This window comes from Nocardiopsis dassonvillei (genome assembly GCF_964273065.1).
GTDB classification, from domain to species: domain Bacteria; phylum Actinomycetota; class Actinomycetes; order Streptosporangiales; family Streptosporangiaceae; genus Nocardiopsis; species Nocardiopsis dassonvillei_B.
Genome location: NZ_OZ186815.1, coordinates 2,899,754 through 2,920,077, shown reverse-complemented (window position 1 = coordinate 2,920,077; position 20,324 = coordinate 2,899,754). Strand labels below are relative to the sequence as shown.

Genomic DNA, 20,324 nt, shown 5'->3' with positions numbered 1-20,324 from the left:
CGCCCTCCGGAAGCCCCGGAACCCCTGTGCAGCAGGGGCTTCGCGGTCCCCGGGCGGGGTCCGCGCGGCACGGCCCGGAGGCGGGCGCATCCGATTTGGCAGACCACCCCCCAACCCATGTATAGTCATGACCAGCGCAAGGGGGAACGCCCCGGAGGGCCGGGCCGGAAGGCCGGGAACGAAGGAGCGGGAACCGAGCAGCGCGCCCCTTTAGCTCAGTCGGCAGAGCGTCTCCATGGTAAGGAGAAGGTCTACGGTTCGATTCCGTAAAGGGGCTCCACCACTTGATGAGGTCCGGTCCACTCAGGTGGGTGGCCGGTGGATCTCCGCCGGCCGACCGGGGCGGGTTCGACATCACGGACCATGCCCCTCCGATCGGGGCGGAGTAGCTCAGTCGGTAGAGCAAGCGGCTCATAATCGCTGTGTCGTCGGTTCAAGTCCGGCCTCCGCTACCACCTCGCTGGCCCCTGGACACCGCACACCGTGCACCAGGGGTCGATGCGGGGGCTTCGCAGTGTTCACCCTCGGTGCACTGCACGACCAAGTCCGTCTTCCACGAGAAAGGCACTCCGACGTGGCTGCCACAGACGTGAGGCCGAAGATCACCCTGGCCTGCCAGGAGTGCAATCACCGTAACTACATCACGCGCAAGAACCGTCGGAACACCCCCGACCGGCTCACGATCAAGAAGTTCTGCCCGAACTGCCGCAAGCACAACGAGCACCGCGAGACCCGCTAGGTCCGCGTGAGCCGTTGCGGTCGATCGAACCGCGCGTGAGGAGCACGGCTTCTCATAGACTTCGAGCCCGGTGAGCTATCCGCTCACCGGGCCGTTCGCGTCCCAGGGCACCTTTCAGGAGAGGCAGAGCGTGGCGATCAACCCCGACTACGTGGGCCGGGAGTACCGGGCCCCGGAGGCCTACGAGGTCACCCGCGTCAAGATCCGCGAGTTCGCGGAGGCCGTGGGCGACCCCGCCCCCGTCCACACCGATCCGGCCGCGGCCAAGGCCGCCGGGTACGCCGACGTGGTGGCCCCGCCCACCTTCCCGGTCATCCTCGGCATGGCGGGCTCCGCGCAGGCCATCGCCGACCCGGAGCTGGGCGTCGACTTCTCCCGCGTCGTCCACGGCGACCAGGGCTTCCACTACAGCCGCCCGGTGGTCGCGGGCGACGTCCTCGACACCGTCACCCGCATCACCGACGTCAAGGCGCTGGGCGGCAACGAGCTGCTCACGCTGGAGACCGTCGCCACCGACGCCTCCGGCGACCACGTCGTCACGGCGGGCATGATGCTCGTCGTCCGCGGCGAGTAGACCACCGGCCCCCACAACCCGAGGAACGCGACAGTGAGCAAGCTGCGCCACGCCGACGTCGAGGTCGGCACCGAGATCCCCGAGCGGACCTTCACCGTCCGCCGCCTGGACCTGGTCCGCTACGCCGGGGCGTCGGGCGACTTCAACCCCATCCACTGGAACGAGCGCTTCGCCAAGTCCGTCGGCCTGCCCGACGTGATCGCGCACGGCATGTTCACCATGGCGCAGGCGGCCCGCCTCGTCACCGACTGGACCGGGGACCCCGGCGCCGTCGTCGACTACTCGGTGCGCTTCTCCGCACCCGTCGTGGTCCCCGACGACGACGAGGGCACCGAGATCGTCGTCGGCGGCACCGTCAAGAAGAAGCACGACGACGGCACGGTCACCGTGGCCATCAACGCCCGCTCCGGCGGCGCCAAGGTCCTGGCCCGCTCCACCGCCGTCGTCCGCCTGGCCTGAGGCCGCAGCAGCAGGAGGAACACCCCCGTGTCCGCACACACCGAACCGACCGCCGTCCGGCTCGCCGACCACACCACCCTCGGCCTGGGCGGGCCCGCCCGGTCCTACCTGCGGGCCGACACCACGGACGAGCTGGTCGCGGCCGTCGCCGCGGCCGACGCCGCCGGTGAGCCGGTCCTGGTACTGGGCGGCGGCAGCAACCTGGTGGTCGCCGACACGGGGTTCCCCGGCACCGTGGTCCACGTCGCCTCCCAGGGGGTCTCCCTGGAGGAGACCGGTGCGGCCGACCCCGCCACCGGCGAACCCGTGGTGCTGCTGCGCGCCGAGGCCGGGGTGGAGTGGGACCCGCTGGTGGAGCGGGTCGTCGCCGAGGGCCTCAACGGCCTGGAGTTCCTCTCCGGCATCCCCGGCCGGGTCGGCTCCACCCCCATCCAGAACGTCGGCGCCTACGGCCAGGACGTCTCCCAGACCGTCCGCGAGGTGCTGGTGTACGACCGGCGCACGGGCGAACGCCGGGTGCTGTCGGCCGCCGAGTGCGGGTTCACCTACCGCGACAGCGTCTTCAAGGGCGAGGACCGGTACGTGGTGTGCGAGGTCGTCTTCGCCCTGCACCGCGGAAAGCCGAGCCGCCCCGTCGCCTACGCCGAGGTCGCCCGCGCCCTGGGTGTGGAGGCGGGGGAGCGGGTCCCGATGGAACGGGCCCGCGAGACCGTCCTGGGCCTGCGCCGCGGCAAGGGCATGGTCCTGGACCCCGACGACCCCGACACCCGCAGCGCCGGGTCCTTCTTCACCAACCCGGTCGTCACCGCCGAGGAGTTCGCGGCCGTGCGCGACCGCGCCGCCGAGCGGCTGGGCCCGGACGTCCCGGTGCCCGGCCACCCCGACGCCGACGGCAACGTCAAGCTGTCCGCGGCCTGGCTCATCGACCGCGCCGGATTCGGCAGGGGCTACGGTTCCGGTCCGGCCCGGCTGTCCGGCAAGCACACGCTGGCCCTGACCAACCCGGGCGGGGCCACCACCGCGGACCTCCTCGACCTGGCCCGAGAGGTCCGCGCCGGGGTGGAGGCGGCCTTCGGGGTGCGCCTGGTCAACGAACCGGTGATGGTCGGGGTCTCCCTCTAGAGGGGCCCGGATCCCGGGGCGGACGGGTTCCAGGAGGAGCCGCAGAGGTCCCACACCAACGAGCCGTCCCGGGGCCCCGGCCGGAGGTCCGGCGGCCGGCCCCGCGGGGGCCCGGGCGGCCGGAGGCGTTTCCGAAGAAAAGGCGAAAGCGGGTCGAATAAAAAAGTGAGGCTCGCCGAACACCATTATTCGACCGGCCTCCGGGGTGAATTCGCGTAATCCATGAATTGCATATCCGCATGACTCTGCCCTAAAGTCGGACATGTCGAAGGGGAGTAGTCCCCGATCGCGTGGTCGACACACTGGACCCCTGTGGTCCCGGTCACGCGGGCCCGGCCACGCCCTCCTCCCGAGGAAGCGGCGGAAACCAGGGCGGACGAGACCTTCGACCCGGCCATCAACGACCGGGTCGAAGGGGCGTATCCGCTCCCTTCCGCCCACCGCCTCGCAGGGGAGAGGACACATGACGGTATTTCTCGCGGGCCTCGGATTCAGCGCCCTGGCCGTTTTCATCGCCGAAATGGGTGACAAGACCCAGCTCGTCGCCATGTCCCTGGCGACCCGCTACCGCGCCCTCACCGTCATCCTCGGCATCACCGCCGCCACCGCCGTCGTGCACGTCGCGAGCGTGTTCATCGCCGAGGTGCTGGGCGCATCCCTGCCCACCGACTGGATCACCCTCATCGCGGGCATCGCTTTCCTGGTCTTCGGTGCCTGGACGCTGCGCGGCGACGAGATGAGCGCCAAGGACGAGGAGCGCGCCGCCTCCCGCCGCATCAGGTCCGCGTTCGTCACCGTCTTCACGGTGTTCTTCATCGCCGAACTCGGCGACAAGACCATGCTGACCACCATCGCCGTCGGCACGCAGTACGACTGGCTCCCGGTGTGGATCGGCTCCACCGTGGGCATGGTCGCCGCCGACGCCATCGCCATCGCCCTCGGCGCGGTCCTGGGCAAGAAGCTCCCGGAGAAGGCCATCCGGATCGGCGCCGCGTCCCTGTTCTTCGTCGCCGGCGCGGTCATGGTCGGCCAGGGCGTCCTGATGCTCCTGGGCTGACCCGGGTCAGCCCTCCGGTTCGGGGTCCGCGGCCAGCCAGGCCTCGACCCCGGACAGCATCTCCTTCTTGAGCGAGTCCGGCGCCCCGGCCCCCCGGATCGACATCCGCGCCAGCTCGGCCAGCTCGGGGTCGGTGAACCCGAACACCTCGCGGGCGATCCGGTACTGCTCCACCAGGCGCGGGCCGAACAGCAGCGGGTCGTCGGTCCCCAGGGCGATGGGGACCCCGGCGTCGAACAGCCGCCGCAGCGGCACGTGCGCCAGCTCGTTGAACACCCCCAGGCCCACGTTGGAGGTCGGGCAGATCTCCAGCGTCACCCCCTGGGTGGCGATCCGCTCCACCAGGTACGGGTCCTCGATCGCCCGCACCCCGTGCCCCACCCGGTCGGCCTCCAGCTCGTCCAGGCACTCCCGGATGCTCAGCGGGCCCTGGAGCTCCCCGCCGTGCGGGGTCGACAGCAGCCCGGCCCGGCGGGCGATCCGGAACGCCGCCTCGAACTCGCGGGCCCGGCCGCGCCGCTCGTCGTTGTTGAGCCCGAAGGACACCACGCCCCGGCCGGCGTACTGGCGGGCCAGCCGGGCCAGCGCCCGGGCGTCCAGCGGGTGCCGGGTGCGGTTGGCCGCCACCATGATCCCCACGCCCACCCCGGTGGCGCGCTCGGCGGCCCGGGCGGCGTCCAGGACCAGCTCCAGGGTCGCGGTCAGCCCGTCGAAGAGGGCCGCGTACCCGCTGGGGTCCACCTGGATCTCCAGCCAGCCCGAGCCGGCGGCGCGCTCGTCCTCGGCCGCCTCGCGCAGCAGCCGGTACATGTCCTCGGGTCTGCGCAGCACCGACCGTGCGACGTCGTAGAGGCGCTGGAACCGGAACCAGCCGCGCTCGTCGGTGGCGCGCAGCCTGGGCGGCCACTCGGTCACCAGGGCCTGGGGCAGGTGCACGCCCCGCTCCTCGGCCAGCTCCACCAGCGTGGAGTGCCTCATCGACCCGGTGAAGTGGAGGTGCAGGTGAGCCTTGGGCAGCCGGTCCAGGCGGCGGCCGGTGATGGGTGTCTCCACCGGATACTCCCGATCTTTCGTCATTCCACCCCTGTGCCCGGCGGAGGCGTTCGGTGCCGCTCCCGGGCCGGGCCGGTCCTTCCGATGGAGGGTAGGGGAAAGCCCCGCCCCCGCCGGAGGCGAGGGAGAGGTCACGACCCAAGAGTGCCGCACCGGTGCCCCCGGTGGTGTCCGATCACCGCATTTCGCCGGCGGCGCCGGGCCGGAACGCCGGAGGCCGCCCGGAACGATCCGAGCGGCCCCGTGCTCCGGTCGGCTACCTGGCCTCGGCCAGCAGCTTCTGGATGCGGCTGACGCCCTCGGCCAGGTCCTCGTCGCCCAGCGCGTAGGACAGGCGCAGGTAGCCCGGGGTGCCGAAGGCCTCGCCCGGCACCACCGCGACCTCGGCCTCCTCCAGGATCAGCTCGGCCAGCTCGGCGGAGGTCTGCGGGCGGCGGCCGCGGATCTCCTTGCCCAGCACGCCCTTGACCGACGGGTAGGCGTAGAAGGCGCCCTGCGGCTCCGGGCAGAACACGCCGTCGATCTCGTTGAGCATCCGCACGATGGTCCTGCGGCGGCGGTCGAACGCCTTCTTCATCTCCTCCACGGCGGCCAGGTCGCCCGACACCGCGGCGATCGCGGCGGCCTGGGACACGTTGGCGACGTTGGAGGTGGCGTGCGACTGGAGGTTGGACGCGGCCTTGACGACGTCCTTGGGGCCGATGACCCACCCCACGCGCCAGCCGGTCATCGCGTAGGTCTTGGCGACGCCGTTGACGATGACGGTGCGGTCGGCGATCTCGGGGACCTCCACCGGCAGCGAGGAGAACTCGGCGTCCCCGTAGACCAGGTGCTCGTAGATCTCGTCGGTGAGCACCCACAGGCCGTGCCCGTTCGCCCACTGCCCGATGGCGCGCACCTGCTCGCGCGGGTAGACGGCGCCGGTCGGGTTGGACGGGGAGACGAACACCAGGACCTTGGTGCGCTCGGTGCGCGCCGCCTCCAGCTGCTCCACGCTCGCCAGGTAGCCGGTGGTCTCGTCGGTGACCACGTAGACCGGGACGCCGCCCGCGAGCTTGATGGACTCGGGGTAGGTGGTCCAGTACGGGGCGATGACGATGACCTCGTCGCCCGGGTCGAGCAGGGCGGCGAACGCCTCGTAGATGGCCTGCTTGCCGCCGTTGGTCACCAGGACCTGGGAGGGCTCCACCTGGTAGCCGGAGTCGCGGGCGGTCTTCTCCGCGATGGCCTTCTTCAGCTCGGGCAGGCCGCCGGCCGGGGTGTAGCGGTGGTACTTCGGCTCGCGGGCGGCGGCGACGGCCGCCTCGACGATGTAGTCCGGAGTCGGGAAGTCCGGTTCCCCCGCGCCGAAGCCGATGACGGGACGGCCCTCCGCCTTCATGGCCTTGGCCTTGGCGTCCACGGCGAGGGTGGCGGACTCGGAGATGGCGCTGATACGTGCAGAGACACGGGGTCGGTTGGTCATGGCATCCATGGTGTCATGCGAGGCCCGGGGCCTGTCGGGTGGGAAGCCTCACTCGATCCGGACGAAATGCCCGTTCGGTGCGGGTCAGGGGTGAACAGGGCGTGCCCGGGGGCCGCCGGAACGGGGGCGGCCGGGGGCGGCGGCGGTACAAACGGTTTGGCCCGGTGCGGCTCAGCCCGTAAACTCTGACGCGTCGGCCGGTCGTGGCCCAGGCGTTACGCACAGGCAGTGTGCGCACACGGCCCGGACCGGCTATGGTGGGACCGCGGTTACCGCTTAGGGCAGTGGCTCAATTGGCAGAGCACCGGTCTCCAAAACCGGCGGTTGGGGGTTCGAGTCCCTCCTGCCCTGCACGACCGTTCGCGCGGCGTGGCGGCCTGACCGGCCGCCGCGTCGCGCGAACGGGCTTTCCTGCTATCTCGGGGACACCCCGCGGACCCTAAGGACCCCAGGTGACTCAGACTGACGCCGACGCCAAGCCCGACAAGGAGCCCGCGCGCCGCACCGGTCCGGTGACGTTCACCAAGCAGGTCGTCGGCGAGCTGCGCAAGGTGCGCTGGCCCACGCGCCGCGAGCTGGTCACCTACACCATCGTGGTCCTGGTCTTCGTGCTCATGATCCTGGGTTACGTCTCGCTCCTCGACTGGGGCTTCGGCGAGGCCGTCACCTGGCTCTACGGCACCTTCGGCACCCCTGAGGGGCTCTAGCCCCGGACCCCGTACGGGGCCTTCCGATCTCACAGGCCGCGTTCCGCCCCGTGCGGAACGCGGCCTCGCCCGTGCGCGCTTGGCCCCGCGCCGCGCCGGGAGAGCTTAAGCTGACAGGACCGGGTCCCGAACCGGGCGCCCGCGCGGCGTTCCGGCCCCGGCGCAGCGCATCATGAGAACCGCTGGGCATCGAGAAGCGCTGGGCGGAACCCGGGAGGGGCCGCGCAGCGCACCCGACGAGAGAAAGAGCAGCAGCCGTGTCCGAGTCCCCACTGACCAATGACGACTTCCCCGAAGAGGAGCCGGGTCAGTCGTCGGCGGAAGCGACCGGCCTGGCGGGCGAGCCGTCCGAGGAGGCCGCGCAGGCCGACTCCGAGCCGAGCGGCGACGCCGAGCTGACCGACGACGCCGAGTCCGCCGACGAGGCCGAGTCCACCGACGACGAGGACGCGGAGGCCGAGGCGGAGGAGGCCGAGGAGGCCCCGCGCCCCGACCCCGTCGAGGAGTTCAAGAACGAGCTCTTCCTGCTCCCCGGCGACTGGTACGTCGTGCACACCTACGCCGGGTACGAGAAGCGGGTCAAGGCCAACGTCGAGAGCCGCACCCAGTCCCTCAACATGGAGGAGTACATCTTCCAGGTCGAGGTCCCCGAGCACCAGGTCACCGAGGTCAAGAGCGGCAAGCGCCAGCAGGTCACCGAGAAGGTCCTGCCCGGCTACGTGCTCGTCCGCATGGACCTCACCGACGAGTCCTGGTCGGCCATCCGCAACACCCCCGGCGTCACCGGCTTCGTGGGCCTGTCCAACAAGCCCGCCCCGCTGAGCCTCACCGAGGTCGCCAAGCTCCTGGCGCCCGAGCCGGAGGAGGAGCCGGAGCAGGTCCAGAAGGCCAAGGCCGGCGGCGGCGTGGAGATCCGCTCCGACGTCGCCTACGAGATCGGCGAGTCCGTCACGGTCATGGAGGGCCCGTTCGCGACCCTGCCCGCCACCGTGAGCGAGATCAACCCCGACACCCAGAAGCTCAAGGTGCTGGTGTCGATCTTCGGCCGCGAGACCCCGGTCGAGCTGTCGTTCAACCAGGTCGCCAAGATCTGACCCGGTGACCGCGCCCGGGTACTCGCCCGGGCGGCGTAGACTTGGTGGGTCCGCCTCGTGCGGACCCACTCGCGTGCCCGGCCTCCGGCGGGGCGCGCCGGCCCGCCCGGTCCCGGCGGGCCGCCGCCCGGCGCCTTCACCGCCCGGGCGCTGTTCCTCCCACCGCGGTGGTTCCCCCGGCCGTCCCCGGCCGTGCGGTGCCCCGGGAGGACAGGGACCGGTACACAACGCAGATCAGGCAAAGGACCCGATATGCCTCCGAAGAAGAAACTGGCCGCACTCGTCAAGGTGCAGCTGCCCGCCGGTCAGGCGACCCCGGCTCCGCCCGTCGGTACCGCTCTCGGTCCGCACGGCGTCAACATCATGGACTTCTGCAAGCAGTACAACGCTGCCACGGAGTCCCAGCGCGGCAACGTGATCCCGGTCGAGATCTCGATCTACGAGGACCGGTCCTTCACCTTCGTCACGAAGACGCCGCCGGCGCCGAAGCTGATCCTGAAGGCCGCGGGCCTGGACAAGGCCGCCACCGACCCGGGTCGCAGCACGGCCGGTTCCATCACCGCCGAGCAGGTCCGCGAGATCGCGCAGACCAAGCTGCCCGACCTCAACACCGACGACATCGAGGCCGCCGCCAAGATCGTCGCCGGCACCGCCCGCTCGATGGGCATCGAGGTCAAGTAGCCCCGTGCTCCGGCCGCTCCGACCGGCCGGGCGAGGGATGCTCGACAGTTCCAGAACCGAAACGTGGCAGGGCCTCGCGCTGGCCCACAGACCACACGTTCCCCATAAGGAGAACAGCGTGAAGCGCAGCAAGAACCACCGCAAAGCCAGCGAGCTGGTGGACCGCGAGAAGCAGTACGCCCCCTCCGAGGCCGTGAAGCTGGCCAAGGAGACCTCCACCACCAAGTTCGACGCGACCGTCGAGGTCGCCATGCGCCTGGGCGTCGACCCGCGCAAGGCCGACCAGATGGTCCGCGGCACCGTCAACCTGCCGCACGGCACCGGTAAGACCGCACGGGTCCTGGTCTTCGCGACCGGTGAGCGTGCCGAGCAGGCTCTCGCCGCCGGCGCCGACATCATCGGCGACGACGAGATGATCGAGAAGGTGGCCAAGGGCTTCACCGACTTCGACGCCGTCGTCGCCACCCCGGACCTCATGGGCAAGGTCGGTCGCCTCGGCCGCGTCCTGGGTCCGCGCGGCCTGATGCCGAACCCCAAGACGGGCACGGTCACCCCCGACGTGGCCAAGGCCGTCACCGACATCAAGGGCGGCAAGATCGAGTTCCGCGTGGACCGCCACGGGAACCTGCACTTCATCATCGGCAAGGCCTCCTTCAGCGAGCAGCAGCTCGTGGAGAACTTCCAGGCCGCCCTCGACGAGGTGACCCGTCTCAAGCCGTCCGCCGCCAAGGGCCGCTACATCAAGAAGGCCGTGGTCAGCACGAGCATGGGCCCGAGCATCCCGCTCGAGGTCTGACGGTCCTCCTGACGCGAACGGCCCCCGGCTCCGCAAGGAGCCGGGGGCCGTCGTCGCCGGGGCCACGGGGCCCGGCGGCGCCCCCGTCCCGGGGCGCCGGAACGGCTACATGGGGGCGATGGCGTCCTCGGCGGGCAGCTCGAACGACGTGGAGCCGACGGAGGAGAACTCCATCCTCACGGTGGAGGTGTCGTCCACGAACTCCATGCGCATCGGGAAGCCTTCGTCGGACACCCACAGCTTGCTCTTCAGGTCACCGGAGATCTCCGCGCCGAAGAGGCCCTCGAAGGCGTTTCTGCCCTCGGTGGACAGGCCCTGGATCTCCTCGGTGGTCAGGGTGCCGGCGATGACGGTGGTGTCCACACCGTCGACCGCCTCCTGGCCGACCTCCTCGATCTGCTCCAGCTCCCCGAAGGAGCCCACCATCTCGGGCAGGTGGGAGACGTCGAAGCTCTCGGAGAGATCCGGACCGCCGGCGCCCGAGGTGTCCTCCACCCATTCGGTGCCGGTGCCGTAGACGTCGTGCGGGTTGGCGAGAAGGAAGCGGTCGTCCGCGGTGGCGATGCTGGTCACCGTGGAGAGGTCCTCCGCGGTCACTCCGTCCGGAAGGCCGCCGCCCAGCTCCAGGAGCTGGACCATCATCTCCCCGTAGAAGGGCATGACCATCTCCATCCTGATGGCCTGGGGTTCGTCCATGACCTGGTAGGCCATGGTCAGCGGGATGGTCTCACCGGACTCCGGGTCGGTCGCCGTGCCCTCGACGGCGAGGCTGTAGTTGGTGACCTCCGCGGTGTTCTCGCTCAGCGCGGCCAGGAGGTCGGTGAGACCGCCTCCGCTGCTCTCCTCCGCGGCGGCCTCGGTGGCCTCCTCGGTCGGCTCGGGGGCTTCCTCGGAGCCGCAGGCGGCGAGGGACAGGGCCAGGACCCCGGCGGTGAACAGGGCCGGGACGCGGGTCTTCACGGTGCTTGTGTCGCTTTCTCTGGAAGGGGGATGAGCACCAGGGAGCGGGGAGTGCTCGGTGCCGTCGATGCTCCCACGCGCAGGGGACATTCCGGGCATTTTTTCTTGCGTCCCTACGACGGGACCGGGTCCCGTGCGGTTTCCCGGGCCCGGTCCCGGTCCGCCCCCTGCCGGGTGGCCACCGTCACGTCGGGGATCTCCGGAAACGGAGGTTCGAGCACCCGCCGGTTCGGGTACGATGGGTTCTTGCCGAAGACCGCTGGTCGTCACCCGAACGGGTGACCTAAGGATCCATCCACTGATGGGCGCCCGCGCAGGTGTCACAGAAGCTTTCCCGTACCGCTCCACCGCGCCCCGCGCGCCCGGAGCCGGATACGCGGACGTGCCCCGTGCGCCTGGCGCTCGGGGCTTTTCTCGTGCTGACGCCCATGAGTGCGGGTCCTTGGGAAACCACCGGCGTTCAATGTTGGAAGGAGTCCCATGGCGAGGCCGGACAAGGCAGCCGCGGTCGCCGCGCTCTCGGAGGAGTTCCGAGAGTCCAGCGGTGCCGTGCTGACCGAATACCGGGGGCTCACTGTGGCTCAGCTCACCGAGCTGCGCCGTAGCCTCGGTCAGAACGCGCGTTTCTCCATCGTGAAGAACACGCTGACCAAGCTGGCGCTCAAGGAGGCCGGCGTCGACGTCCAGATCGATGATCTGCTCGTCGGCCCGTCCGCCATCGCCTTCGTCCACGGTGACGTGGTCGAGGCCGCCAAGGGTCTGCGCGACTTCTCGAAGGCGAACTCGCCCCTGGTGATCAAGGGCGGCATCATCGACGGCAAGTCGATGAGCGCCGAGGACGTCACCAAGCTGGCCGATCTGGAGTCCCGAGAGGTCCTCCTCTCGAAGCTGGCCGGCGCGCTCAAGGCCAAGCAGGGCCAGGCCGCCGCCGTCTTCCAGGCGCTCCCCTCCAAGGCCGTGCGCCTCGCGCAGGCCCTGGCGGACAAGCGTTCCGAGGAAGCCGCTTAAACCTTTTTGAACCACGGCGGGTGCCGACGGCGCCCGGCCACTGGCTCGCACGTGATGCCCCACGGTGCGCGTGTTCGTAAAGAAAGAGAGATCGCATCATGGCGAAGCTCAGCAACGAAGACCTGCTTGCCGCGTTCGAGGAGATGACCCTTCTCGAGCTCTCCGAGTTCGTGAAGCTCTTCGAGGACAAGTTCGACGTCACCGCCGCCGCTCCGGCCGCCGTCGTCGCCGCCCCGGGTGGCGGTGGCGCCGCCGCCCCGGCCGAGGACGAGAAGGACGAGTTCGACGTCATCCTCGAGGGTGCCGGCGACAAGAAGATCCAGGTCATCAAGGAGGTCCGCGGCCTCACGAGCCTGGGCCTCAAGGAGGCCAAGGACCTGGTCGACAACGCTCCCAAGCCGCTGCTCGAGGGCGTCAACAAGGAGACCGCGGAGAAGGCCAAGGCCGCTCTCGAGGGCGCCGGCGCCACCGTCACCCTCAAGTAGTCCCCAGCGGGCCGCACGCGGCCCGTCGACTGCCTGCGCGGCCGTCCTCCCCACACCGGGGAGGGCGGCCGCCTTCGTGTGTCCGGGGGCCGTCCGCGGGCCGCCCAGGGGCCCTCCGGGGCCCGGTCGCGGCGGCCGCCGCGCCGAGCGCCGCCGTCCGGCGCGGATCACCCCGGGACGTGTGCGAAGCTTGTTCGTGCTCGGCGCCGGGACGCCGGATCCGAGCCGGGGCCGGCCCCGGTCCGCGGATGCGGATCGTCCCCGGAACACGGTAATCTCCGGTGCCGGGAATCTTGGGAGGCCCGGGGGCGAGTGTTTACCCGCCCGCCCCGGGGGAATTCTTCCGGGTGTCCGATGGCTCACAACCCCCCGGGGGCCAGGGCGAGCGCGCAGTCCGCCGGGCGGATCGGCCCCGCGCAGGGGTTGACGGATCGCCTCCCACAGGTGATCCTGCCGGTGTCGTGAGTGGCGCTGTGGACCATGAGTGGACAGCGGTGTGGTGTTCGGCTACACTGCTCTTTTGCGCTGCCCTTTGGTGATCCCTGTGCCGGTGACCGGCTGCCGACCAGCCCGTTTCGTCTGGACACGGTACCCGTTCCCGCTCGATGTGACCGTCTCAACCGCGTTGCGGCGGTCCTTCTCGTGACGGATCGTCTGGCGTGCGCGCTTCAACCGCCACAAGCCTTCGGAAGGACCCCTGTTGGCAGCCTCGCGCAACGCCTCCGCTAACGCCCTTGGTCCGCACCGCGTTTCTTTCGCCCGTATCCAGGAACCCCTCGAGGTTCCGAACCTGCTTGCCCTGCAGACCGAGTCGTTCGACTGGCTGCTTGGCAACGACAAGTGGAAGGCCCGGGTCGACGCGGCCCGGAACGCTGGCCGCAAGGACGTTACGGAGCAGTCCGGTCTCGAAGAGATCTTCGAGGAGATCAGCCCGATCGAGGACTTCTCGGGCACGATGTCCCTGTCGTTCCGTGACCACCGCTTCGAGCCGCCCAAGAACACGGTCGACGAGTGCAAGGAGCGGGACGCCACCTACTCCGCGCCGATGTTCGTCACCGCGGAGTTCATCAACAACGACACCGGCGAGATCAAGAGCCAGACGGTCTTCATGGGCGACTTCCCGCTCATGACCGACAAGGGCACCTTCATCATCAACGGCACCGAGCGTGTCGTCGTGTCCCAGCTGGTCCGGTCCCCGGGCGTCTACTTCGACAGGTCCGTCGACAAGACCACCGACAAGGACCTGTTCGGCTGCAAGGTCATCCCGTCCCGCGGTGCCTGGCTGGAGTTCGAGGTCGACAAGCGCGACTTCGTCGGCGTCCGCATCGACCGCAAGCGCAAGCAGGGCGTCACCGTCCTGCTCAAGGCGCTGGGCTGGACCACCGACCAGATCCTGGAGCGTTTCGGCCAGTACGAGTCCATCCGCAACACGCTGGAGAAGGACCCGACCGCCGGCACCGACGACGCCCTGCTGGACATCTACCGCAAGCTGCGCCCGGGAGAGCCGCCCACGAAGGAGTCGGCCCAGGCGCTGCTGGAGAACCTCTACTTCAACCCCAAGCGCTACGACCTGGCCAAGGTCGGCCGCTACAAGATCAACAAGAAGCTCGGTCTGGAGACCGACTACACGCAGGGCACGCTGACCGAAGAGGACGTCGTCGCCACCATCGAGTACCTCGTGCGGCTGCACGCGGGCGAGAAGGAGAGGGAGACCCCGCTCGGCACCCTGCCGATCGAGGTCGACGACATCGACCACTTCGGCAACCGCCGCCTGCGCACCGTCGGCGAGCTCATCCAGAACCAGGTCCGCCTGGGCCTGGCCCGCATGGAGCGCGTCGTCCGCGAGCGGATGACCACCCAGGACGTCGAGGCGATCACGCCGCAGACCCTGATCAACATCCGCCCCGTCGTGGCCTCCATCAAGGAGTTCTTCGGCACCTCGCAGCTGTCCCAGTTCATGGACCAGACCAACCCGCTCGCGGGCCTGACCCACAAGCGCCGCCTCTCGGCGCTGGGCCCGGGCGGTCTGTCCCGTGAGCGCGCCGGCTTCGAGGTCCGCGACGTGCACCCCTCCCACTACGGCCGCATGTGCCCGATCGAGACCCCCGAAGGTCCCAACATCGGCCTCATCGGCTCGCTGGCCGCGTACGGGCGGGTCAACCCGTTCGGCTTCGTGGAGACCCCGTACCGCAAGGTCGTCGACGGCCGCATCACCGACCAGGTCGACTACCTCACCGCGGACGAGGAGGACCGGTACATCATCGCGCAGGCCAACACGCCGATGAACCCGGACGGCACCTTCGCCGAGGACCGCGTGCTCGTCCGCCGTAAGGGCGGGGAGTTCGAGCAGGTCGGCACCGACGAGGTCGACTACATGGACGTGTCGCCGCGCCAGATGGTGTCGGTCGCCACCGCCATGATCCCGTTCCTGGAGCACGACGACGCCAACCGCGCGCTCATGGGCTCCAACATGCAGCGCCAGGCCGTGCCGCTGCTGCGCGCCGAGTCCCCGTTCGTCGGCACCGGCATGGAGTACCGCGCCGCCACCGACGCCGGTGACGTCGTGCTCGCCGAGAAGGCCGGTGTCGTCGAGGACGTCACCGCCGACTACGTCACCGTCATGGCCGACGACGGCACGCGCAAGACGTACCGCCTGCACAAGTTCCAGCGCTCCAACCAGGGCACCTGCTTCAACCAGCGACCCATCGTCAGCGAGGGCCAGCGGGTCGAGGAGCGCCAGGTCCTGGCCGACGGCCCGTCCACCGACCAGGGCGAGATGTCGCTGGGCAAGAACCTCCTCGTGGCGTACATGTCGTGGGAGGGCCACAACTACGAGGACGCCATCATCCTCTCCCAGCGCCTGGTGCAGGACGACGTCCTGTCCTCGATCCACATCGAGGAGCACGAGGTCGACGCCCGCGACACCAAGCTGGGCCCGGAGGAGATCACCCGCGAGATCCCGAACGTCAGCGAAGAGGTCCTGGCCGACCTCGACGACCGGGGCATCATCCGCATCGGCGCCGAGGTCGTCGACGGCGACATCCTCGTCGGCAAGGTCACGCCCAAGGGCGAGACCGAGCTGACCCCGGAGGAGCGCCTGCTGCGCGCCATCTTCGGCGAGAAGGCCCGCGAGGTCCGCGACACCTCCCTGAAGGTGCCGCACGGCGAGTCCGGCAAGGTCATCGGCGTCAAGGTGTTCAGCCGCGAGGAGGGCGACGAGCTCGCCCCCGGCGTGAACGAGATGGTCCGCGTCTACGTGGCCCAGAAGCGCAAGATCACCGACGGCGACAAGCTCGCCGGCCGCCACGGCAACAAGGGCGTCATCTCCAAGATCCTCCCGCAGGAGGACATGCCCTTCCTGGAGGACGGCACCCCCGTCGACATCATCCTCAACCCGCTGGGCGTCCCCGGCCGAATGAACGTCGGCCAGGTGCTGGAGGTCCACCTGGGCTGGCTGGCCAAGAACGGCTGGCTGGTCGAGGGCCTGGAGGAGGACTGGCAGAAGGCGCTCGACGCCATCGGCGCCACCGACGTACCGCCCGGCTCCCGGGTCGCCACGCCGGTCTTCGACGGCCTGCACGGTGACGAGCTCAGCGGTCTCATCACGTCGGTCCGCCCGAACAAGGACGGCAACCGCCTCATCAACGCGGACGGCAAGGCCCGCCTGTTCGACGGCCGCACCGGTGAGCCCTTCGCCGAGCCCATCTCCGTCGGCTACAAGTACATCCTGAAGCTCCACCACCTCGTGGACGACAAGATCCACGCGCGCTCCACCGGCCCGTACTCCATGATCACCCAGCAGCCGCTGGGCGGTAAGGCGCAGTTCGGCGGCCAGCGCTTCGGTGAGATGGAGGTCTGGGCCCTGGAGGCCTACGGCGCCGCCTACGCCCTCCAGGAGCTGCTCACCATCAAGTCCGACGACGTGGTGGGCCGGGTCAAGGTCTACGAGGCCATCGTCAAGGGCGAGAACATCCCCGAGCCGGGCATCCCTGAGTCCTTCAAGGTGCTCATCAAGGAGATGCAGTCGCTCTGTCTGAACGTGGAGGTGCTGTCCAGTGACGGTATGTCCATCGAGATGCGGGACAGCGACGAGGACGTCTTCCGCGCGGCGGAAGAACTGGGAATCGACCTGGGTCGGCGCGAGCCGAGCAGTGTCGAAGAGGTCTAACTTCCGCATTCTTCGAGAGCAGGGGACGAATTAAGTGCTCGACGTCAACTTCTTCGACGAGCTGCGCATCGGCCTGGCCACGGCCGACGACATCCGCCAGTGGTCGCACGGCGAGGTCAAGAAGCCCGAAACCATCAACTACCGGACCCTCAAGCCCGAGAAGGACGGCCTCTTCTGCGAGAAGATCTTCGGCCCGACCCGGGACTGGGAGTGCTACTGCGGCAAGTACAAGCGCGTCCGCTTCAAGGGCATCATCTGTGAGCGCTGCGGCGTCGAGGTGACCCGTGCCAAGGTGCGCCGCGAGCGGATGGGCCACATCGAGCTGGCCGCTCCCGTCACGCACATCTGGTACTTCAAGGGCGTGCCCTCCCGCCTGGGCTACCTGCTGGACCTGGCGCCGAAGGATCTCGAGAAGATCATCTACTTCGCCGCCTACATGGTCACGTGGGTGGACACCGAGGCCCGTGAGCGCGACCTCCAGTCCCTGGAGGCGCGGATCGCGGTCGAGAAGCAGCACATGGAGCAGCGCCGCGACTCCACCATCGAGGAGCGGCACCGCAAGCTCGAGGCCGACCTGGCCGAGCTCGAGGAGCAGGGTGCCAAGGGCGACGCCCGCCGCAAGGTGCGCGAGGGCGCCGAGCGCGAGATGCGCCAGCTGCGCGACCGCGCCCAGCGCGAGATCGACCGCCTCGACGAGGTCTGGAACCGGTTCAAGAACCTCAAGGTCCAGGACCTCGAGGGCGACGAGATGCTCTACCGCGAGATGCGGGACCGCTTCGGGAAGTACTTCCGCGGCGGCATGGGCGCCCAGGCCATCCAGGACCGGCTCGCCAACTTCGAGCTGGACGAGGAGGCCGAGAAGCTCCGCGAGACCATCCGCACCGGCAAGGGCCAGAAGAAGGCCCGCGCCCTGAAGCGGCTCAAGGTCGTCTCGGCGTTCCTCAACACCCGCAACAGCCCCATGGGCATGGTGCTGGACTGCATCCCGGTCATCCCGCCGGACCTGCGTCCGATGGTGCAGCTGGACGGTGGCCGCTTCGCGACCTCCGACCTCAACGACCTGTACCGCCGCGTCATCAACCGCAACAACCGCCTCAAGCGGCTGCTGGACCTCGGCGCGCCCGAGATCATCGTCAACAACGAGAAGCGGATGCTCCAGGAGGCCGTCGACGCGCTGTTCGACAACGGCCGCCGCGGCCGCCCCGTCACCGGGCCCGGCAACCGTCCGCTCAAGTCGCTGTCCGACATGCTCAAGGGCAAGCAGGGCCGGTTCCGCCAGAACCTGCTGGGCAAGCGCGTCGACTACTCCGGCCGTTCGGTCATCGTCGTCGGCCCGCAGCTGAAGCTGCACCAGTGCGGTCTGCCCAAGCAGATGGCCCTGGAGCTCTTCAAGCCGTTCGTGATGAAGCGCCTGGTCGACCTGAACCACGCCCAGAACATCAAGAGCGCCAAGCGCATGGTGGAGCGGTCCCGCCCCGTCGTGTGGGACGTCCTCGAAGAGGTCATCACCGAGCACCCGGTTCTGCTCAACCGCGCCCCGACCCTGCACCGCCTGGGCATCCAGGCGTTCGAGCCGCAGCTGGTCGAGGGCAAGGCCATCCAGATCCACCCGCTCGTGTGCACCGCCTTCAACGCGGACTTCGACGGCGACCAGATGGCCGTGCACCTGCCGCTGTCCGCCGAGGCCCAGGCCGAGGCGCGGCTGCTGATGCTCGCCACCAACAACATCCTCAAGCCGTCCGACGGCAAGCCCGTGACCATGCCCACCCAGGACATGATCATCGGCCTGTACTACCTGACGACGGAGCGGCCGGGCGCGACCGGCGAGGGCCGCGCGTTCCGCGGTCCGGCCGAGGCGATCATGGCCTACGACCTGGGCGACCTCGACCTGCAGGCGAAGATCCGCCTGCGCATCGAGGACGGCGCCCCGGCTCCCAAGGACTGGACGCCGCCGCAGGACTGGAAGCAGGGCGACCCGTACACCCTGGAGACCACCCTGGGCCGGTACCTCTTCAACGAGACCACCCCGGTGGACTACCCGTACATCAACTACCAGGTCGGCAAGAAGCAGATCTCGGTGCTGGTCAACGACCTCGCCGAGAACTACCCCAAGGTGCAGGTCGCCACGACCCTGGACGCCCTCAAGGACGCCGGTTACCGCTGGGCCACCCGGTCCGGCCTGACCATCGGCATCGAGGACGTCGTCGCGCCTCCGCAGAAGGCGGAGATCCTCGCGGGCTACGACCGCAAGGCGGACAAGATCCAGCGCGAGTACGACCGGGGTCTCATCACCGACGACGAGCGCCGCAACGAGCTCACCGAGGTGTGGACCCAGGCCACCGCCGAGGTCGCCAAGAACATGGAGGACAACTTCCCCGCCGACAACCCGGTGTGGATGATGGTCCAGTCCGGCGCCCGAGGCAACCCGATGCAGGTGCGTCAGATCGCCGGTATCCGCGGTCTGGTCTCCAACACCAAGGGTGAGACGATCCCGCGTCCGATCAAGTCCTCCTACCGCGAGGGCCTGTCCGTGCTGGAGTACTTCATCTCCACGCACGGCCAGCGCAAGGGCCTGGCCGACACCGCGCTGCGGACCGCCGACTCGGGTTACCTGACCCGTCGTCTGGTGGACGTCGCCCAGGACGTCATCGTCCGGGAGATCGACTGCGGCACCGACCGGTCGCTGTGGCACGAGATCGGCGAGAAGAACGCCGCCGGCGTCGTCGTGCGCAAGCACAACGTCGAGAACACCGGGTTCGGCCGCACCCTCTCCGAGGACGTCCACGACGCCAACGGCGACCTGGTGCTGCCCGCGCTGTCCGACACCTCCGAGCAGAACATCGACAAGCTGATCGCCGCCGGGATCACCCGGGTGCGCATCCGCTCGTCGCTGACCTGCGAGGCGAAGATCGGCGTCTGCACCACCTGCTACGGCCGCTCCATGGCGACCGGCAAGCCGGTGGACGTCGGCGAGGCGATCGGTATCATCGCGGCCCAGTCCATCGGTGAGCCCGGCACCCAGCTGACCATGCGGACCTTCCACATGGGCGGTTCCGCCGGTCAGGACATCACCCACGGTCTGCCCCGTGTCCAGGAGCTCTTCGAGGCCCGCATCCCCAAGGGTGTGGCCCCGATCTCCGAGGTCGAGGGTCGGATCCGGATCGACGACACCGAGAAGAGCCGCAAGATCGTCGTCATCCCCGACGACGGCACCGACGAGATCGCCTACCCGGTCCCGATGCGCGCTCAGCTCCTGGTCGGCGAGGGCGACCACGTCAAGGTCGGCCAGCAGCTGATCCAGGGTGCGATCAACCCGCACGAGGTCCTGCGCATCCAGGGCCCGCGCGCGGTGCAGCAGCACCTGGTGTCCGAGGTCCAGGAGGTGTACAAGTCGCAGGGTGTGTCCATCCACGACAAGCACATCGAGATCATCGTGCGCCAGATGCTCAAGCGCGTGAACATCCTGGAGTCGGGCGACACCGAGCTGCTGCCCGGCGAGATGGTCGAGCGGCCCAAGTTCGAGCAGATCAACCGCCGGGTCGTGTCCGAGGGCGGTCAGCCCGCCTCCGGCCGTCCGGTGCTGCTCGGCATCACCAAGGCGTCGCTGGCCACCGAGTCCTGGCTGTCGGCGGCCTCCTTCCAGGAGACCACCCGCGTGCTGACCGAGAACGCGATCCACGGCAAGAGCGACCCGCTGCTCGGCCTCAAGGAGAACGTCATCATCGGTAAGCTCATCCCGGCCGGTACGGGCATCCCCCAGTACCGCAACATCCGGGTGGAGCCCACCGAGGAGGCCAAGGCCTCGATGTACTCGGTCTCCGGTTACGAGGAGCCGAGCGAGTACACCTTCGGGCAGGGCTCCGGCGAGGCCGTGCCGCTGGAGGAGTACGACTTCGGGCCGTACAACCGGTAGCGAAGTGAACTGGCGGCGGCGGTCCGCCGCCCCCCTCGGGGGG

16 protein-coding genes and 3 tRNA genes are annotated in these 20,324 nt (G+C 69.5%); 16 read left to right on the top strand and 3 right to left on the bottom strand.

The features are described 5' to 3' along the window. Positions 1-204: 204 nt before the first annotated feature. The 7 genes from ACSUPR_RS12860 to ACSUPR_RS12830 all read left to right on the top strand — a co-directional run bounded on the left by ACSUPR_RS12860 (position 205) and on the right by ACSUPR_RS12830 (position 3,951). A tRNA-Thr gene (locus ACSUPR_RS12860) sits at positions 205-280 on the top strand. Between the two features lie 99 nt (positions 281-379). After that, a tRNA-Met gene (locus ACSUPR_RS12855) sits at positions 380-455 on the top strand. Positions 456-574: 119 nt separating this feature from the next. Next, positions 575-739, top strand: a complete 165-nt coding sequence (gene rpmG, locus ACSUPR_RS12850; RefSeq protein WP_026125254.1) for a 50S ribosomal protein L33 — start codon at positions 575-577, stop codon at positions 737-739. A gap of 130 nt (positions 740-869) precedes the next feature. Further along, positions 870-1,313 (top strand): MaoC family dehydratase N-terminal domain-containing protein, encoded by a 444-nt coding sequence (locus tag ACSUPR_RS12845; RefSeq protein ID WP_436891989.1) that lies wholly within the window; start codon positions 870-872, stop codon positions 1,311-1,313. Between the two features lie 33 nt (positions 1,314-1,346). Then, positions 1,347-1,772, top strand: coding sequence for a MaoC family dehydratase (locus ACSUPR_RS12840; RefSeq protein WP_436891527.1), 426 nt, complete (start codon positions 1,347-1,349; stop codon positions 1,770-1,772). 27 nt (positions 1,773-1,799) lie between these two features. Then, positions 1,800-2,894, top strand: coding sequence for a UDP-N-acetylmuramate dehydrogenase (locus ACSUPR_RS12835; protein ID WP_436891526.1), 1,095 nt, complete (start codon positions 1,800-1,802; stop codon positions 2,892-2,894). Positions 2,895-3,357: 463 nt separating this feature from the next. Next, a complete protein-coding gene (locus ACSUPR_RS12830; protein WP_436891525.1) occupies positions 3,358-3,951 on the top strand; it encodes a TMEM165/GDT1 family protein in 594 nt (197 codons plus the stop codon). Between the two features lie 6 nt (positions 3,952-3,957). On the opposite strand, the gene ACSUPR_RS12825 is transcribed toward ACSUPR_RS12830, so the two are convergent. Then, positions 3,958-5,004 carry an adenosine deaminase gene (locus ACSUPR_RS12825; protein WP_436891524.1) on the bottom strand — a complete coding sequence of 349 codons (1,047 nt, stop codon included), beginning with the start codon at positions 5,002-5,004 and terminating at the stop codon, positions 3,958-3,960. 256 nt (positions 5,005-5,260) lie between these two features. Continuing rightward, the gene (locus tag ACSUPR_RS12820; RefSeq protein WP_436891523.1) at positions 5,261-6,469 is read right to left on the bottom strand and encodes a pyridoxal phosphate-dependent aminotransferase; all 1,209 of its coding nucleotides are present in this window, start codon (positions 6,467-6,469) and stop codon (positions 5,261-5,263) included. Positions 6,470-6,747: 278 nt separating this feature from the next. On the opposite strand from ACSUPR_RS12820, the gene ACSUPR_RS12815 reads away from it, so the two are divergent. From ACSUPR_RS12815 to rplA, 5 genes are all read left to right on the top strand, one after another. Continuing rightward, positions 6,748-6,820 (top strand) — tRNA-Trp (locus ACSUPR_RS12815). 101 nt (positions 6,821-6,921) lie between these two features. Further along, positions 6,922-7,176, top strand: a complete 255-nt coding sequence (gene secE, locus ACSUPR_RS12810; protein WP_436891522.1) for a preprotein translocase subunit SecE — start codon at positions 6,922-6,924, stop codon at positions 7,174-7,176. Between the two features lie 257 nt (positions 7,177-7,433). Further along, a complete protein-coding gene (gene nusG, locus ACSUPR_RS12805) occupies positions 7,434-8,270 on the top strand; it encodes a transcription termination/antitermination protein NusG (RefSeq protein ID WP_436891521.1) in 837 nt (278 codons plus the stop codon). A 252-nt stretch (positions 8,271-8,522) separates the two neighbouring features. Further along, positions 8,523-8,951, top strand: a complete 429-nt coding sequence (gene rplK, locus ACSUPR_RS12800; RefSeq protein WP_220563411.1) for a 50S ribosomal protein L11 — start codon at positions 8,523-8,525, stop codon at positions 8,949-8,951. A gap of 118 nt (positions 8,952-9,069) precedes the next feature. After that, the gene (gene rplA, locus ACSUPR_RS12795) at positions 9,070-9,747 is read left to right on the top strand and encodes a 50S ribosomal protein L1 (RefSeq protein ID WP_436891520.1); all 678 of its coding nucleotides are present in this window, start codon (positions 9,070-9,072) and stop codon (positions 9,745-9,747) included. A 105-nt stretch (positions 9,748-9,852) separates the two neighbouring features. Here the strand turns inward: rplA and ACSUPR_RS12790 are convergent, their stop codons facing one another. Continuing rightward, the gene (locus ACSUPR_RS12790; protein WP_436891519.1) at positions 9,853-10,707 is read right to left on the bottom strand and encodes a hypothetical protein; all 855 of its coding nucleotides are present in this window, start codon (positions 10,705-10,707) and stop codon (positions 9,853-9,855) included. Positions 10,708-11,187: 480 nt separating this feature from the next. Here ACSUPR_RS12790 and rplJ point away from each other — a divergent pair, with 480 nt between their 5' ends. The 4 genes from rplJ (at position 11,188) to ACSUPR_RS12770 (ending at position 20,281) form a co-directional block, all read left to right on the top strand. Next, positions 11,188-11,715, top strand: coding sequence for a 50S ribosomal protein L10 (gene rplJ / locus ACSUPR_RS12785; protein WP_436891518.1), 528 nt, complete (start codon positions 11,188-11,190; stop codon positions 11,713-11,715). Positions 11,716-11,813: 98 nt separating this feature from the next. Further along, a complete protein-coding gene (gene rplL / locus ACSUPR_RS12780; protein WP_436891517.1) occupies positions 11,814-12,200 on the top strand; it encodes a 50S ribosomal protein L7/L12 in 387 nt (128 codons plus the stop codon). A 700-nt stretch (positions 12,201-12,900) separates the two neighbouring features. Beyond that, positions 12,901-16,368: a DNA-directed RNA polymerase subunit beta gene (rpoB, locus tag ACSUPR_RS12775; RefSeq protein WP_436891516.1), complete on the top strand. Its 3,468-nt coding sequence runs from the start codon at positions 12,901-12,903 to the stop codon at positions 16,366-16,368. A gap of 34 nt (positions 16,369-16,402) precedes the next feature. Next, positions 16,403-20,281 (top strand): DNA-directed RNA polymerase subunit beta', encoded by a 3,879-nt coding sequence (locus ACSUPR_RS12770; RefSeq protein WP_436891515.1) that lies wholly within the window; start codon positions 16,403-16,405, stop codon positions 20,279-20,281. Positions 20,282-20,324: the final 43 nt, after the last annotated feature.